This is a genomic window from Streptococcus sp. HMSC067H01, from assembly GCF_001814775.1.
Lineage (GTDB): Bacteria > Bacillota > Bacilli > Lactobacillales > Streptococcaceae > Streptococcus.
The window spans coordinates 373,434-390,591 of sequence record NZ_KV817781.1; the positions used below are offsets into that span (position 1 = coordinate 373,434).

Here is a 17,158-nt window from a genome sequence, read left to right on the forward strand (position 1 = left end):
GCAATTCTGGTTGAACCAGTGATTCACCTTCATGCCCTGATTCTTGCGTTCCCTTAGCAGTAGCAATTTGTTCTGGTTGGTCTTGGAAATCTGATGCTTTAAAGTAACCTACGTATTCGTATCCTTCGATCTGAATGACACCTTTGGCTAAGTCCTCTTGACTACTTGCAGCAATCGTTTGGTTGTAGGACACTAAGATGTTATTCTCAAATGCTTGAGCTGACTGAGGGATAAAGTAACTACCACCTAGAGCTCCAATAAAGAGAATACCCAACATTTTATTGCGGTGTTTTTTAGACATCACAACGACAACCATAGACGCTGTTGCAAAACCGAGAGTTGCCAATGCCAACTCCTTGCTTCCAGTGTTAGGCAATTGTTGAGAATTCATTTCTTTCTTTCTGTAAACAAGATAGACAACATCATCTTGCTTTAAATCAGAAGGAAGTTCGCGATGGATCAAAGCTTTTTCTGCTTCTGTCAATTCTTGCTCAGCCAAATAACGGTAATGAACTTGGCTAGGTGTCGCTACTTCGTTAGCTGCAACAGTTTCAACTAAAAAGTTATTTGCCCCCAAAAGAAATGTCCCGATAACCACAGAACCTACACCAACTGAGAACTTCCGAATAGAGTATTTAATGACTCTATCAAACTGCATTTTTCTGTTTTTCATTTTAAATCTTTCTAATGTGATCTATTGGATATTGAGCACGCGCTCCTCCAATGAGTTTTGGTCGGCTTGCAAGTGCCGTTACATGAGCATGACCAATCTCTCTTAGGACTGGGCGAATGGGTACCTGAACATGTTTGATATGCATCCCAATAGCAGTATCTCCGATGTCCAAACCAGCATCAGCTCTAATAAATTCGACCTCCACTGGATCCTTCATATAGCGAAAGGCGGCCAATTGACCAGAACCTCCTGCATGTAAGGTCGGGAGTACACTCACAATCTCCAACTGATATTTTATAGCCACTTCTCGTTCAACAACTAGAGCGCGATTGACATGTTCACAACCTTGAACAGCTAGGTGAATCCCCTTAGCCGTCAACAGCTCCAACATTGTCTTGACGATTAGCTCACCAATCTCCTGACTCGAATCTTTGCCAATGTGTCCTCCCAGCACTTCACTCGAAGACAAACCTAAGACAAATAGTGCACCTTCCTGTATAGAAGCCTTGTCTAAAACATCTTCAAGTATCTGCTGTGTTTCTGTTTGAATCCGTCTTTGGTCCATTTTTCACCTCGCTTTTTTTCATTCTATCATATCGTTTTTCATCAATTTTAGCAAGGTTGGAAAAGATAGGGGTCCATTTGCTAGGATTCAAAAACTATATGAGGGCTTTTTTCAAAAACTGATTCTAATCTCTTTCACTTCCCAAGACAACATAAAACGCCATCTTGAAAACAAAAAAAATATAATAGTTTAGTAAAATAGTTGATTTAACAACATTTACACCTAAAAGATTTGTCAGTTGATTCGATTCTAAACTACCGAAAAGCAACTTCTATCATTCTACCCCATTTCTTCCATTAAAGCTACTACTTTGTTTAATTTTTTGGACTTTTTTTCTACCTTGTATTAATCTTTAATCATATCAGAAAACTTTCATGAAATGATGCATAACCTTTAATTTCACTCTCAAATTATACTATGGCAGATTTTTAAATACAAACTAAATCCAATTTTTCAAAAATCTAAAATTTACAACAAAACAGAGAAGTTCTCCTTCCCTGTCTTTTTCTCTATTAAACTTTTTGGAGTCCTTGAACCGCATCATGATTGATGAGCACTTGACCATATTCTTGTAGAACCGAACGGCTGATGTCGCTATCATCCGCAAATTCTCGCATACGAGCCAGTAACCAAGCTGGATAAAGATTTGGTCGATCCTCTACATCCACTAAGACTGTCAGATAATACTGGTCATTCATCTTATAGAGTTCTGAAGTTTCCATTTGATAAGTAACTGTTTTGGCAAAAGAAACCAAACTAGTTAAGTTGTCAAAGCGTAGGATGTAGTAGATATAAGGTTCTCTTTTTCCTTCTTCTTCGAGGGCTTCATCAAACGCTGCTTCCTCTTCCTTTTCAACCTGTTCTAAAGATTGAATGGCTTCAATATCGTCTTTAGTTTTTTCTGCCATGGTTTTCTCCAATGTTTTCAAGAACTCATCTGGAGACATTTTAGCCAATTCATCCATATCTGGAAGATCTGCCAAATCTTCAAAGTCCAAATTTTGGTCAATCTTTGACTTGGTTACAAAGACATCAACCTTGTCAGGCTTTGGAGTCACTCGGAAGCTAAGCATACCTGTGTCCAAGAAACTGTCTGGCATTTCTAGTTCATCCAAAATTGCGTAGAAAAATTCTTCTGTTTTCTCTTGTGGAACGAGAAAGTCTGCGATTTCCATCCCTCGATCCATCAAATCTTCTAAAGACATGGTGATTTTCAAAGTCGTATCACTGATTTGTTTCATTTTCATAGTTCGTAACCTCATACTTTCAGTTCTATCTATTATACAAGATTTCACAGATTTTATCAAAAGAATGGCGTTGGAATGTGATATAATACTAGTATCTATTTTAGAATGTAAGAAAGAAAGTTTCATGAAAAATATAAAAATTAACGCTTTGGCTAGCTTGCTGGTCAATATCTTAAATATCGTTTTTCCTTTGATTACTAATCCCTATCTAACGCGGATTCTTAGCAAATCGAATTACGGCTACTTCAACACTGCCAACACCTGGGCGAGCTTTGTCATTCCACTCGCCGCCTTTGGGATTTATAATTATGGGATTCGAGCTATCAGTAAGGTTAAGGATGATGAGAATAAGATCAATTATGTCTTTTCTAAGTTGTTCTATATTTCCCTGATTACTTCAATTCTGACAACTGCAATTTACTTCCTCTTTATTCATTTTGATACTAGTATTGTCAATCTGAAAATCCTTTACTATATCCTTGGAATCCAGGCCCTCTTCCAATTTCTGAATATCGAGTGGATGAATGAAGCCTACGAGAACTATTCTTTTATCCTTTATAAAACACTGGTTATCCGAATTGGAATGTTAGTGGCTATCTTTGCCTTCGTCAAGACACCTGATGATATTGTTCCTTATGCCACAATCATGAGTGCGACAACCATTATCAACTATCTGCTCAGCTTCCTCTGGATTAAAAGAGAGGTTTCCTTTGTTAAGATTGAGTTCATCGAACTTCTCAAGTCATCTAAACCACTCTTAACCATGCTCCTTCTAGCAAATGCTAATATGCTCTATACCTTGCTAGACCGTATGTTCATCACTAAAGGACCTGATGAGAATTTTATCTCCTACTACACCATTGCCTCCAGTATCGTTATGCTGATTGCCAGTGTCCTCAGTGGAGCTATCAACGTCAGCATCCCACGACTGGGTTATTATCTAGGAAAAAAAGATTTTACTTCTTATAAAAATTTGGTCAATCAGGGCGCATCCCTCTTTTACTTCCTCATGGTTCCTACCAGTATTGGTATTATGGTTTTGGGAACCTATGCTACAGTTATCTACTCTTCTGAGAAATATCTAGAAGCAGGAATCGTAACGAGTATCTTTGCCTTTCGTACCATTATCTGGGCTATCGAATTAATCCTTGGAAAACAGATTATCTTTATTAATGACCATGAAAATCGTTTGACTGCTTTCTACTTTATCGGTGGCGGTGTCAATGTAGTCCTAAACTCACTACTCCTTTTCAATAATATCTTTAGTCCTGAATACTACATTGGAACAACCATTATAGCTGAATCAATCGTGGTACTGCTAGAAATTAGCTTTATTCAGAAGCACAAACTATTGGATTTGAGAGAAATTTTTACAACCTTGGCTCGCTACACAATCGTGTCACTTGGTTTCATCCCAATTTATTATGTTTTTAAAACCCTCTTCCAAGTTCATAGCTATGAAGTTACAATGAAGATGATTAGCATGGTTCTTTCTACAATCGCAGCTTGTGGCATCTATTACGCTATCACCCTCTTTATTATCAAAGATAAAACACTTCATTATGCGCTTGACTTAGTTTGTGCTAAGATTAAAAGAGGATAGAGGTCTTTATCCTTCTCAAAAATATTCAAATTAAATATGATACAACAAAAGAGGCTGGGACAAAAGTCCTAGCCTCTCAATTGTCTTTGGATTGCCGAGCAAGACGCAGTGGTTGAGTGGGCTCTTCTACGCTGATTTCATAAGCTTTTACAGCCCTACTCAACTGTGCGGAGGTGGGACGACGAAATCGAATTCTAACGAATTACCGATTTCTGTCCCACTCTCTTTACTATGCATCCAAGAGCATCATGGACAATACATACTCACTCAATGAACATGTTAAACTAGGTCAAGGCTAGACTAACCTAGCTTTAAAAAATTAGAAAGAGTATCACTTACAAATCTACTGTTAGTACCTGCCCAGCTCTCACGACTTGTTCACCTGCAATGTAGACGTCATTAACATCACTGGATTTGACGGCATAAACGAGGTGAGATAGCATATTTTCTTGAGGTTGAAGGTGGATTTTGCCTTGGGGTTGGATGACTAGGAAATCAGCTTGCTTGCCGATTTCCAAACTACCAATCTCATCTTCCATTCCCAACACCTTAGCTCCTTCAATGGTCAGGGCCTTAAGGGCAGTTTCGATTGGAAATTGGCTGGCATCACCACTCTTCATCTTCTGTAAGAGTGCTGCAGTCCGCCCTTCCTCAAACATATCAAGGTTATTGTTAGAGGCAACTGAGTCTGTTGCAATACCAACTGGCACTCCTGCCTTTTGAAGTTGGACGACTGGTGCAATCCCTGAGACTAGTTTGAGGTTGCTGATAGGATTGTGGGCGATAGCGACTTGCGAATCTGCCAAGCGGGTAATTTCTGCTTCATTTAACTCAACACCGTGAGCAAATACAGCCTGATGATCTAAATACCCAAGTTCATCTAGAAAGGCTATTGGTCTTCTGCCATAGCGTTTCAGGATAATGCCTGACTCTTCCTGGGTCTCAGCTACATGGATATGAAGGGGAATGTCTTCTTCTTTTGCTAGTTCTAAGCTAGCTTCCAGCAATTCTCGGCTACAACTGTAGGGCGAATGAGGAGCCACCATAACCTTGAAATTGGGATCCTGATAGCTTTTGATTGTCCCGATGACAGCACGAGTTCTGACTATGGTCTCATCTGTCGTCTCCAGTTCTGAAGAAAAGAGGGTTGGAGAGAAATAGCAACGCATCTTGGAAGCCTTGACTACCTCATAAATCTTAGCTATATCCACTCCATTAGGATTATACATGTCATTGAAGGTTGTCGTTCCTGACTGGAGCATCTCTGTTAGCGCCTCTTTGACGGCCTTTGTAGTCATGTCAGGTGTGAACTCTGCTTCTGCTGGCCAGATATAGTCCTCCAGCCATTCGTGGAGATTGCTATCGTCACGAATCCCTCTCAAACCTGTCATGGCAGAGTGGGTATGGCAGTTAACCAAGCCAAGCATAATCCAGGCACCTTGATAGTCTATGATTTGATCTGCTTGCTCGAGAATCTCTTGATTTTTCTGGCCGACATAGACGATTTGGGATTCTTTAATAGCTAAAATCCCATCCAGGTAGACGTGGAAATCTTGGTCACAAGTCACGATATTTACATGCTGAAAGACTTTCATACTAGGCTCCTTTTCTAAATTAGCTTTCATACCAGATAATTTTTCTAGCTATTGTAACAAAAAAGTCACCCTAAGCCAACTTTTATTTTGTATTTGCTTAAGAAACTAGGTAAAGTCTATTCTGGACTAAAGGCTACTGCTTCTTGCATTTGATAGTATTTGCCTTTTCTCGTCATGAGTTCCTCATGATTGCCATATTCGACAATATCTCCATCGAACAAGACAAGAATCAAATCAGCATCTTGAATGGTCGATAAACGGTGGGCAATGATAAAGCTTGTCCGACCTTTCATGAGTTTGGCAAAGGCGTCCTGAACCAGCACCTCTGTCCGAGTATCGATGGAGGATGTCGCTTCGTCTAAGATCAGAATCTTAGGAATGGCTAGAAAGACGCGGGCAATGGTCAAAAGCTGAGCTTGACCAACAGACAAGGATTCCCCTGCATTTTCAAGCTTGGTATTATAACCCTGTGGCAACTGTTGGATAAAGAAATCTGCATTTGCTGCCTTGGCTGCTGCAATGACCTGCTCTCGGCTAGCATCAGGATTGCCAAAGGCAATATTGTCATGAATGGTTCCCTGCTTGAGCCACGTTTCTTGGAGCACCATCCCAAACTGCTGTCGAAGAGAAGCTCGGGTATAGTCATAAATGGAGCGACCATCTAGCAAAATATCTCCTGAATTAATCGGATAAAAACGCATGAGGAGATTGATAAGGGTAGACTTACCAGCACCCGTTGGTCCAACGATGGCAACCTTGCTACCAGCTGGAATATCAATAGACAAATCCTTGATCAAGATTTTTTCAGGATTGTAACCAAAAGAAACATGCTTAAAGGAAATAGCTCCCTTGACTTGGTCGCTGTTCAATTCTTTAAGACCAGTTTCTGTAACCTCTGGACTTTTTAGAACAGCATAAACACGTTCTGCACAAGCTAAGGCGCTTTGCAACTCTGCTAAGACTGATGAGATATCGTTAAAAGGCTTTGTGTACTGCTGCACATAGTTTAAAAAGGTTACCAATCGACCAACCGTCAAAGTTGAACCCACCATGATGCGCAAGGCTCCAACACCAGCAAGTAGAGCATAAATGAGGGCATTGACAAAACGGGTGGAAGGATTGACTGTCGATGAATAAAAGATTGCCGACTGAGAATAACCTGCGTAGTTGTCATTTGCCTCATGAAGTCTCTCGATAAATTCTTCCTGAGCATTGAAGGACTGGATAATGTTCTGTTGGGTGAGCGATTCTTCTATCAACTGAGTCTGAATCCCCCTAGTCTCTGTCTGCTTTTGAAAGAGATGGTAGGATTTCTTAGCGATAAAGCGTGAAATGACCATAGATAGAGGTGTTAAGAGCAGAACCAAGAGAGTCATCAATAGATGGATTTGGAGCATAGCAAGGATGCTGACCAAAATCATCAAAACTCCTATGAAAAATTGGTTGAAAATCATATTCAGACCCGCTGCCAACTGCTCGATATCTATCGTTACACGGCTGACCATTTCCCCACTACCTTGTCTATCTACAAGGGCAATCGGAAGACGATGGAGCTTTTCAATGATTTTTTCGCGCAAATCTCTGGTATAGGAGAAAATCAGTCGATTATAGAGGAGAGGATTGGCCCATTGTACCAGCGTATTTCCTATCACCACCAATATCATCTGGAGGAAAATCTGCCAAAATAGCTGGGATGAACCATCGACTAGGACTTGGTCAATCACCTGTCCTATCAAGATTGGTAGATAGATTGATAGGGCTACCTGAGCAATAGTACCCAAGAAAGCCAGGAAAAGAAGGACGGGATGGCCAGCTAAATCTTTTGCTAATCGTTTAAGGGGTTGACTTGCATGTTTGCCTTTCATTCTAGTCCTCCTTTCCATGTTGGGATGCATTAATTTCACGATAGACTTGGCTAGTCTCCATCAATTCCTTATGATTTCCAAGTGCTAATTGCTCCCCTTTCTCTAAAAGGAGAATTTGATCAGAAATCTTCAAGGTTGAAGTTCGTTGGGAAATCAAGATCAAGCTGGTGTTTGGTAGGTTATCTTGAACAGCCTTCAGAAGATTGGACTCGGTGATGGTATCAAGGGCTGAAGTCGCATCATCCAAGATGAGAAAAGATGCTTGATGCAAGACTGCTCGGGCAATCGACAAGCGTTGCTTTTGTCCACCTGAAAAATTACGACCGCCTGCTTGAACCTCTGCGTCCAACTGACCTTCCTTTTCACTGACAAAGTCCTTGGCCTGAGCAATTTCCAAAGCCTGCCAGAGTTCTTGGTCAGAGACAGGCCCTTCCATACCCAAAGTCAAATTGGAACGGATTGTCCCCTTAAAGAGTTCAACCTTTTGAGGGACATAGGCCATCCAGGACCGCCATTCAGAAAGATTGCGAGGACTACGTCCATCTCGATAAAGGGAAATACTTCCCTTATCTGCCGTATAAAGACCAAGTAGAACCTGTACCAAACTTGACTTACCAGAACCAGTCCCCCCGATGATTCCAAGAACTTGTCCTTGTTGCATAGCAAAAGAAAGATTTCGCAAGGATGGTTGAGCAGCGTCTGGGTAGGTAAAGCTCAAGTGTTCAACTCGTAAGGACTGGTTCGAGGAAGTTTCTTTTTGAGCAATTTCTGCCAGTATATCTTCAGGCTTTTCTGCAAAGACTTCTTCAATCCGCTTGGCAGAAATATAGGACTGGTTGAGTGAATTAATGAGCATGGCTAGTTTTATTAACTCTACCAAGATTTGCAGGAGATAGTTGATTAAGGCAATCAAGGCACCTTGACTGAGCCAGCCTCCCTGGATAGAAATATAACCATTCCAGTTAATCACCAGCAAAGTTCCATTGACGATCAAATAGGTCAAGGGGGTCAAGAGACTGGACCAGTAGCCTGTTTTCATTTGGATAGCCGTATAGACTTGATTAAGTACTTGGAAATTCTCGATTTCTCGTTTTTCTTGGCCAAAGGCACGAATCACGCGCATCCCCTGTATCTGTTGGCGTGTTTCCTGAACCAGCTGGTCTGTTTTCTTTCTCAAAATACTATAGAGAGGATTGACCAAGCGTGATAACACGACAATGACAAAGGACAAAATGGCAACCATGACCAAAAACCAGAAGGTCAATTCAGGCGAGAGACGATAGGCCATAAAGATAGCCCCAAAGACGATAATAGGCGCCCTTAAAAATAGGCGTAAAAATTGATTAATCCCTGTCTGAATCTGATAGGTATCTGAAGTCAAACGCGTCACCAAACTCGAAGTCGTCAAACGGTCTCTACTATCCTTGGGCAAAGAGAGAATATGACGATAGAGGTCATTGGTCAACTCCTTGGCAAATCCTACTGCTGCCTTGGCTGAGTAAAACTGAGCAACTAAGGCTACTAGGACGCCGATAACTGCAAAAACAAAGAGGAGACCCATTTGCAGCCACAGATGCCCTTGATCTTTGTGAGGGATAGATTGGTCGACAATCCCAGCTATCACCATGGGAACCAAGAGTTCAAAAACGGCTTCTAGCAGCTTAAACAAGGGCGCTAGAAATGACTCCTTGAGGTAGGGTTTAAAGTATGAAAGTAATTGTTTCATGTGTCCCTTCTATTTTCAAAATGAAGAAGGTGGAAAAACCACCATCTTTTTTATTTGTTCAAATATGGAAGTAGATAGCCATATCCAGCCTCTTCCATTTCATCCTTAGCAATGAATCGTAAGGATGCAGAATTGATACAATAGCGTAAACCACCTAGTTCCTGAGGTCCGTCTGTAAAGACATGTCCCAAGTGAGCATTTCCTGAACGTGAACGAACTTCAATTCGCTCCATCCCGTGACTCAAGTCTTGATAGTAGTGGATAAGCTCTTTAGAGATTGGACGGCTAAAACTTGGCCAACCACAGCCTGAGGCAAACTTATCCTTGGCAAAGAAGAGGGGCTCACCAGTCGTGATATCGACATAAATTCCTTCCTCAAAAGTTTGGTCATAAGCATTAGTAAAAGGAGCTTCCGTCGCAGCTTCTTGCGTAACTCGGTAGGACTCTTCTGACAAATTTTCTCGTAAAACTGCCTGACTAGGCTTTTCGTAGTTGGCAGCGTCTATCAGTGGTTTCTCAGCATCTCTCACATCAATGTGGCAATAGCCACCAGGATTTTTCTTGAGATAGTCTTGGTGATAGTCTTCAGCCAAGATATAGTGACGTAGTTTCTCCACTTCTACTGCAATTTTACGACCGATGAGGAGTTCTTGTTCACGAACTACTGTATTGATAGTCGGTAAATCCTCTTCATCTTTGTAATAAATCCCTGTGCGGTATTGACGACCACGGTCATTCCCTTGTTGGTTGACAGATAGAGGATCAATGACTCGGAAATAATAGAGTAAAATCTCACGGAGCGAGACTGCCTTTTCATCATAAATGATTTGCACAGTCTCGGCATGATCTGTTTCTTTAATCAATTGATAATTGGTGGTTTCTACTTGACCATTAGCATAACCAACACTTGTTTGCAGCACTCCAGAAATACGGGAAAAGTATTCCTCTAAGCCCCAAAAACAACCACCTGCTAAATATATTTCTGCCATTTCATCCTCCTTGACCGTCCAGCGGCCGACAAAACTGGGAATCATTTCATATCCCATGTTTCATTTTCAAAAAAAGGACAGGAAGCCCTCTAATAGAGAGTTTCCCCATCCTATTGTTCTGTTTATCTTGCTTCGACGCGAACGCCTTGTGTATCTACTTGCAAATCATGAAGCTTACCTTTGAAAGGTTGCTTTTCAAGCTCTGCCTTAATCTTAGGCATCTTGTCAGGATCAGCCAAGACCATAACAGTCGGACCAGCACCAGACAAGTAGGTTGCATAAGCACCATTTCTCTTAGCAACTTTCTTGATCGTCGCAAATTCTCGCACCAAATCTTGGCGGTAACGCTCGTGGAAAAGATCACTCTCAATAGCTTGTCCTGCTTTGACCATGTCTCCAGTCAGCAAGGCTGCAATCGCTACATTGGCGATAGAACTTGCTGCAACAGCTTCTTTATAAGAAAGTTTCTTGGGCAAGACACCACGACTATCTCGAGTACGCAATTCATAATTTGGAATGTAGGCTAGAAAGGCACACTCTGGAAAAGGCGCTACAACTGCTGAAACCTGACCCTCGACTGAGCTGGCAATGACCAGATTTCCATAGATAGCAGGTGCAACATTATCAGGATGTCCTTCAATCTTAGTCGCCAATTGCAACTTATCGTGATCCGTTAATTTTAGGTTCCCTAATTGATTTGCCAGCTCAATTCCTGCAACGATGACTGAACTAGAAGAACCAAGTCCACGCGCAAGAGGAATATCACTGACCATCTTCAAACGTCTAGGTTGGAGGTCTGGAACAATTTGTAAAGCAATCTTCAGCAAAAGATTACGCTCGTCACGTGGAATCCATTTGCCTAGTTGATGCTCAATCATCCATTCTTCACGTTCCTCACAAACCTGAATTTCTAGATACTTAGTTACAGCTACACCAACAGAGTCAAAACCAGGACCCACATTGGCACTTGTAGCAGGTACAATAATCTTCATCTTAGTCTCCTAAAACCTTGAAGGTGTTGAGAAGTTCAAATTCAGCTACACCCTTCAAAGCGTCTGTAATATTTTCAAGCTGTGCCTTGTTAATCTTATGGGTAATGATGACAATACGAGCCTTGCCTTCTTGCTTACCATCTTGAAGGATTTGCTTGAAGGAGATATCTTCCGCATTAAAGAGCTCTGCCAATTTCAAGACTTGCCCTTTTGAATCTGGAGCCAGGATTGAGAAATAGTAGTTGGCTTTGACATCTTCTGGCTGAGCCAAAACAAGGTCACGATGGTATTCGTTAAAGGCTTTGCCAATGGTGCCGTCATTCAAACGACGAACGATACGGGCAATATCAGCCACAACACTTGTTGCAGTTGGTTTTTGACCTGCACCTGGTCCATAGTACATAGACTCGCCGATACCGATAGATTCCACAAAGACCGCATTCATAACACCGTTAACACTTGCAAGTGGATGAGCTTTAGGAAGGAAGGTTGGAGTAACCTCGGCAGCGATTCCAGAAGGTGTTTCTTCGATAGAACCTACTAGTTTAACCACGTACCCAAGATCTTGGGCAACTGCCACATCTTCTGGAGTGATATTGCGGATTCCTTGATGGGCAACATCTTCAAACTTGACATTCATCCCAAAAGCAAACTGGCTAAGGATAACCATCTTGTAGGCTGCATCAATCCCGTCCACATCATTGGTTGGGTCGCTTTCAGCAAAGCCAAGTCGTTGCGCTTCAGCAAGGGCATCAGCATAAGACCAGCCTTCTTCTACCATTTTGGTCATCATGAAGTTAGATGTTCCATTGACAACACCAAGAACACGAGTAATTTTGTCTGATGCTAGTGAGTTGACCAAGGTACGAAGGATTGGGATTCCTCCCGCAACAGCTGCTTCATAATAAAGAGCAACATTATGAGCTTTGGCAATCTCAAGCAATTCTGCACCATGAACAGCCAAAAGATCCTTGTTGGCTGTCACGACATGTTTCCCTGCTTCTAAGGCACGAGTGATAAATGTTTTTGCCGGTTCGATACGTCCCATCAACTCAACAACAATCGCTATGTCTTTATCTGACAAAATTTCGTCAATATTCGTTACAAAATTAAAATCATTTCCTGCTTCAAGCAAGCGTGCTTTCTCTTCATCGTCTTTGACCAAAACTTTGGCTACTTCAATTTCTGAATGTGCTGCTTGAACAATTTTTTCTCCATTTTCCTTTAGCAAGAATGGCACACCACTGGCTACTGTACCAAATCCAAGTAAAGCAATCTTAACTGACATGTTTGTCTCCTCGAAATTTTCTAATAGTCCTATTATACCAAAATTGTGCGAAAATTCCTACCATTCTGAACTAAAAATAGAAGCACCAAATCACAAAAAGCCTGCCCTGATACAATTTAGGACAGGCTCTATTTTCTATCTATTTCACAAAAGCCAATTCCTTATCACTAGACAAGTCTTCTCGATAATTGAAATCTGCAAAGCTGAGCTTTTTAATCTCTTCAACTGAGGTTACCTGATTTTCCATCAAGGCTGTTAAAAAGGCTCCTCGGGATTTTTTAGAAATAGTTGAGTGGATTTTAAGATTTCCATCTCGCTCTTCCATAAACTTGAAGGTCACCATTTTCTCACGGATTTCTTTAGGAAAGACAGTTTCAAACTCCGATGACAAGAGTGAAAAGATTAGTTCTTCACCCTTCACCGACTCTTCATAAGCTGACTGCCAGTGACTTTTCAGGCTTTTCCCAGCGACTTTTAGTTTCATCAAAAAGTCCAGTCTGTGAGGCGCAATCGGTTCAACGGCTGGAATCACACCATAGAGAGCTGACGTTATCATGAGGTGTTTCTCCAGATAGGTTTGCTCCTCTTTGGTGAGATCGTCCCGTTTGATGTTGCGATACATGAGTCCATCAAAGAGGTGCAAGGCTGAACAGTTTATCGCAGTTCCATTTTTCAAGGCCTGGATATGGTCATACTCCTCTTGCGCTTTTTCGACAGATATTTTGTAAAAACTCTCCAGCTCTTGGGCAGAATATCTGGCCAATTCATCTAGCACCGCCTGACTTCCAGGACGTAAAGGTCTAGCCTCTAAACTAGGGATTTCGGTATTCATTTCTTTTGCAGTTGGGATTAGAATTTTCATAGTGTTAGTGTAGCATATTTTTTTAGGACTACCAAGGATTTGCACCTAAAAACCTCGGTGACTACCGAGGTTTCTTTCCTTATTTTGGCAATCCTAACCAGATTGCAAAGAGAACTAGTGCTGTCCCAAGGCAGCTTGTCAAGATAGATGAAAGAGTAACCTTTTTCTCCTTTAGATGAGAAAATCCTATCTTCAAAGCGAAAAGACCAAGCAACATCGAACCAATCATCAGATAAAATCCCATTTGACTGTCCTCCATTTATGTTTCTTTCATTTATTATCACAAATTTCAAACAAGAGTGCAAGAAAAACGAGGTTGTTTCCTTAAGCTTGAAGGATGGACCCTGATCTGGGATACAAAGCCTATATGATAATCCCTTCCAAATGATCCAATTCATGCTGACAAATCTGAGCAGGAAATCCTGTCAGGATAATGGTTTGCTCTTGCCAATGGATGTCTCTGTAGCTTACCGTAATCTTCTCATACCGAGTTGTCGGTCTTACACCTGTCAAAGACAAACAACCTTCCTCTGTCTCGTATGGTCCTTCAAAAGATTTGAGAACAGGATTAAACATAACCATGGGAATCATTCCGATATTAAAAATAATGACGCGTTTTTGTACCCCAATCATATTGGCCGCTAGTCCAACACAGCTTTCTCGGTTAGCCAATAGGGTATCCTGTAAATCCTTTGCTAGGGGTAAATCTTCCTGACTAGCAGGCTGGGATACCTGCGACAAAAACATCATATCTTTTACAATTTTCTTTTCCAACTACTATTTCCTCCATCTTTCTCTCTACTTGATTATAGCATAAAATGCTTAGTCAGTTTATCTTTATATAAAATCTAAAAAGCCATCCGAAGATGACTTTCATAATGCTTAAATAGCGTTTTTATCTTTTCCAAGTGCTCGTTGGACTGCTTTGACAATCTCAACAAGGACTACAATCATAAGCGCTCCTACAGCGACCACCATCCATTGAGTCAAGCTCAAGTGTGAAACGTGGAAGAGATTATTAAATCCAGGAACCAAAATTGTCACCACAAAGAGGACGAAGGCAACTGGGATAGACCAGTTAAAGGTCTTGTTTGTAAAGAGTCCCACTTTAAAGATCGATTGGTAAACCGACTTAACGTTAAAGGCATGGAGCAATTGGATCAAACCGAGAGTTGCAAAAGCCATGGTAAGGGCATCCGCATGGATTTCAGTATGACTTTGGTGCTCTGGGAAGAGAAGAGCCCAACCATAAACACCTAGAACTAGCATGGTTTGGAAGATTCCTTGATAAATGATTGCTCCGAAGACACCACCATCAAAGAAGTTAGATTTACGGCCACGAGGTTTGTGAGTCATGACACCTGGTTCAGCCGGTTCAACACCAAGGGCGATGGCTGGTAGTGTATCTGTTACCAGGTTAATCCATAGCAAATGCACTGGTTGAAGCACATCCCAACCTAACAAGGTTGCAAAGAAGATGGTGAAGACTTCAGCCATATTAGCAGACAAGAGGTATTGGATTGATTTTTGGATATTTGAGAAGACCTTACGTCCTTCTTCTACTGCTACGATAATGGTTGCAAAGTTATCATCAGCAAGGACCATATCCGAAGCTCCCTTAGAAACTTCTGTACCTGTAATCCCCATACCTATACCAATATCCGCTGTCTTAAGTGATGGTGCATCGTTGACCCCGTCACCTGTCATGGCAACAACCTTACCTTCATTTTGCCATGCTTTCACGATACGAACCTTGTGCTCAGGTGATACACGAGCATAAACAGAGTATTGCTTGAAGACTTTTTGGAATTCTTCATCCGTGAGTTCATTCAACTCAGCACCCGTGAAGACATGGTCTTCTGTATCATTTGGATCGATGATACCGAGACGTTTAGCGATAGCTTCCGCTGTATCTTGGTGGTCACCAGTGATCATAATTGGACGGATACCTGCTTCTTTAGCGACACGTACAGCTTCTGCAGCTTCTGGGCGCTCAGGGTCAATCATGCCGACCAAACCAGAGAAGATGAGGTCAGACTCAACAATTTCAGATTCCAAGGTTGGAATTTCGTTACTTGTCTTGTAAGCCATCATCAAGACACGAAGGGCTTGTTTAGCCAAGTCTTTGTTGGTTGCAAGGATGGCTTGTTTGTCTTCCTCAGTGATTGGACGAACTTCCCCATTGACTTCGATACGAGTCACACGCTTGAGCAATTGGTCAGGCGCACCCTTGACAGCGATAAAGTAAGAGCCATCTGCTTCCTTATGGATAGTCGACATAAGCTTACGGTCTGAGTCAAATGGCAATTCAGCCACACGTGGCTCATCCTTCAAGACTTCACGAACATCAAAGTTGTGGTCCAAACCAAACTGTACAAGGGCAGTTTCTGTTGGATCCCCAATCAGCTTGCCAGATGGGTCCACCTTGGTGTCATTGGCAAAGTTCATGATACGAAGGGTATTGTTGCTAGTCGCAATTTCAGCAGCTGAGCTTTGCAATTGACCGTTGGTATAAACTTTTTCAACAGTCATTTGGTTCATAGTCAAGGTACCTGTTTTATCAGACGCGATGATTTCTGTTGAACCAAGAGTTTCAACCGCTGGTAATTTACGAACAATCGAATTACGTTTGGCAAGGGTTGTAGTTCCCAAAGATAGAACGATAGTTACAATGGCAGGAAGCCCTTCTGGAATAGCCGCTACTGCAAGGGCAACCGCCACCATCAAGCCTTCTAATGGATGTTCTCCACGAACAAAGACACCAACCAAGAAGGTAATTACTGCAATCACAATGATTAAGTAAGTCAAGGCCTTAGATAATTGTTCCAAGCTTTGCTTCAATGGTGTCTCTGTCTCGTCGGCATTAGCCAACATATCTGCAATCTTACCAACTTCTGTATACATACCAGTATTGGTTACGACACCGATACCACGACCGTATGTTACGTTTGAGTTTTGGTAACCCATGTTAACACGATCCCCGATACCAGCATCTGCTTCAACAAGTCCTGTCACATCTTTTTCAACTGGGACAGACTCCCCTGTAAGAGCTGCTTCTTCGATTTTAAGAGAAGCTGCTTCAAACAAACGCATATCTGCAGGCACGACATCTCCCGCTTCAAGCAAGACGATGTCCCCAGGCACCAATTCTTTTGAGTCAATCTCAATCACATGACCATCACGACGAACACGAGCCATTGGGCTAGACATATTTTTCAGAGCTTCAATGGCTGCTTCTGCTTGCCCTTCTTGGTAAACCCCAAAGGCAGCATTCAAGACTACAACAGCCAAGATTATAATCGCATCTGTTAAACCATCCATCCCTTCTGTAATCACAGAAAGTGCCGCTGCCGCAAGCAAGATGATAATCATCAAATCCTTAAATTGATCAAGGAATTTAGCTAGTAGGCTACGTTTCTCTCCCTCTTCCAACTCATTACGACCATAAGTCGCTAAGCGTTCTTGAGCTTGAGCAGTTGACAAACCTTCGATAGATGAGTCCAAATTCTTTAGGACTTCTTCTGAGGTCTGTGTGTAAAACAAGTCTTTATTTTGTTCTTTTGACAAAACAGTCTCCTCCTTTTTGGCCTCTTTTTACAAAAAAAGAGACCTGTTTTTTAAAAAAACAAGTCTCGCTGTTTAATATAGTGCCGGAAATAATTCGTAATGACGACACTATCGCGGTTAACCGCCAGCTACTCCCTTGAGTAGTTCTATTATATCAGAATTTCAAAAGTTTTCAAGTTTTGAGGT

14 protein-coding genes are annotated in these 17,158 nt (G+C 41.7%); 1 reads left to right on the top strand and 13 read right to left on the bottom strand.

The features are described from left to right. The 3 genes from HMPREF2987_RS11215 to mecA form a co-directional block, all read right to left on the bottom strand. On the bottom strand, positions 1-673 hold a 673-nt coding region (locus tag HMPREF2987_RS11215), incomplete at its 3' end, for a YSIRK-type signal peptide-containing protein (protein WP_257375066.1). Between the two features lies 1 nt (position 674). Then, complete coding sequence (locus tag HMPREF2987_RS03110) at positions 675-1,238, bottom strand: TIGR01440 family protein (RefSeq protein ID WP_075229291.1); 564 nt, start codon at positions 1,236-1,238, stop codon at positions 675-677. 512 nt (positions 1,239-1,750) lie between these two features. Next, on the bottom strand, positions 1,751-2,485 hold the full coding sequence (gene mecA / locus HMPREF2987_RS03115; RefSeq protein WP_075229292.1) for an adaptor protein MecA: 735 nt from the start codon (positions 2,483-2,485) through the stop codon (positions 1,751-1,753). A gap of 124 nt (positions 2,486-2,609) precedes the next feature. Between mecA and HMPREF2987_RS03120 the strand changes: the two genes are divergently transcribed. Continuing rightward, positions 2,610-4,088 carry an oligosaccharide flippase family protein gene (locus tag HMPREF2987_RS03120; RefSeq protein ID WP_075229293.1) on the top strand — a complete coding sequence of 493 codons (1,479 nt, stop codon included), beginning with the start codon at positions 2,610-2,612 and terminating at the stop codon, positions 4,086-4,088. Between the two features lie 335 nt (positions 4,089-4,423). Here the strand turns inward: HMPREF2987_RS03120 and HMPREF2987_RS03125 are convergent, their stop codons facing one another. From HMPREF2987_RS03125 to HMPREF2987_RS03170, 10 genes are all read right to left on the bottom strand, one after another. Next, complete coding sequence (locus HMPREF2987_RS03125; protein WP_075229294.1) at positions 4,424-5,683, bottom strand: TRZ/ATZ family protein; 1,260 nt, start codon at positions 5,681-5,683, stop codon at positions 4,424-4,426. A 116-nt stretch (positions 5,684-5,799) separates the two neighbouring features. Then, a complete protein-coding gene (locus HMPREF2987_RS03130; RefSeq protein WP_075229295.1) occupies positions 5,800-7,548 on the bottom strand; it encodes an ABC transporter ATP-binding protein in 1,749 nt (582 codons plus the stop codon). Between the two features lies 1 nt (position 7,549). After that, the gene (locus HMPREF2987_RS03135) at positions 7,550-9,274 is read right to left on the bottom strand and encodes an ABC transporter ATP-binding protein (protein ID WP_075229296.1); all 1,725 of its coding nucleotides are present in this window, start codon (positions 9,272-9,274) and stop codon (positions 7,550-7,552) included. A 50-nt stretch (positions 9,275-9,324) separates the two neighbouring features. Further along, a complete protein-coding gene (gene msrB / locus HMPREF2987_RS03140) occupies positions 9,325-10,263 on the bottom strand; it encodes a peptide-methionine (R)-S-oxide reductase MsrB (RefSeq protein ID WP_075229297.1) in 939 nt (312 codons plus the stop codon). A gap of 122 nt (positions 10,264-10,385) precedes the next feature. Beyond that, the gene (thrB, locus tag HMPREF2987_RS03145; protein WP_075229298.1) at positions 10,386-11,255 is read right to left on the bottom strand and encodes a homoserine kinase; all 870 of its coding nucleotides are present in this window, start codon (positions 11,253-11,255) and stop codon (positions 10,386-10,388) included. A 1-nt stretch (position 11,256) separates the two neighbouring features. Beyond that, the gene (locus tag HMPREF2987_RS03150; protein WP_075229299.1) at positions 11,257-12,543 is read right to left on the bottom strand and encodes a homoserine dehydrogenase; all 1,287 of its coding nucleotides are present in this window, start codon (positions 12,541-12,543) and stop codon (positions 11,257-11,259) included. Positions 12,544-12,682: 139 nt separating this feature from the next. Further along, positions 12,683-13,405, bottom strand: coding sequence for a peroxide stress protein YaaA (gene yaaA, locus HMPREF2987_RS03155; RefSeq protein WP_075229376.1), 723 nt, complete (start codon positions 13,403-13,405; stop codon positions 12,683-12,685). Between the two features lie 79 nt (positions 13,406-13,484). Continuing rightward, on the bottom strand, positions 13,485-13,649 hold the full coding sequence (locus tag HMPREF2987_RS03160) for a DUF3953 domain-containing protein (RefSeq protein WP_060956070.1): 165 nt from the start codon (positions 13,647-13,649) through the stop codon (positions 13,485-13,487). 119 nt (positions 13,650-13,768) lie between these two features. After that, positions 13,769-14,179 (bottom strand): peptide deformylase, encoded by a 411-nt coding sequence (locus HMPREF2987_RS03165; RefSeq protein ID WP_075229300.1) that lies wholly within the window; start codon positions 14,177-14,179, stop codon positions 13,769-13,771. 108 nt (positions 14,180-14,287) lie between these two features. Further along, on the bottom strand, positions 14,288-16,972 hold the full coding sequence (locus tag HMPREF2987_RS03170; protein WP_075229301.1) for a cation-translocating P-type ATPase: 2,685 nt from the start codon (positions 16,970-16,972) through the stop codon (positions 14,288-14,290). Positions 16,973-17,158 lie beyond the last annotated feature (186 nt).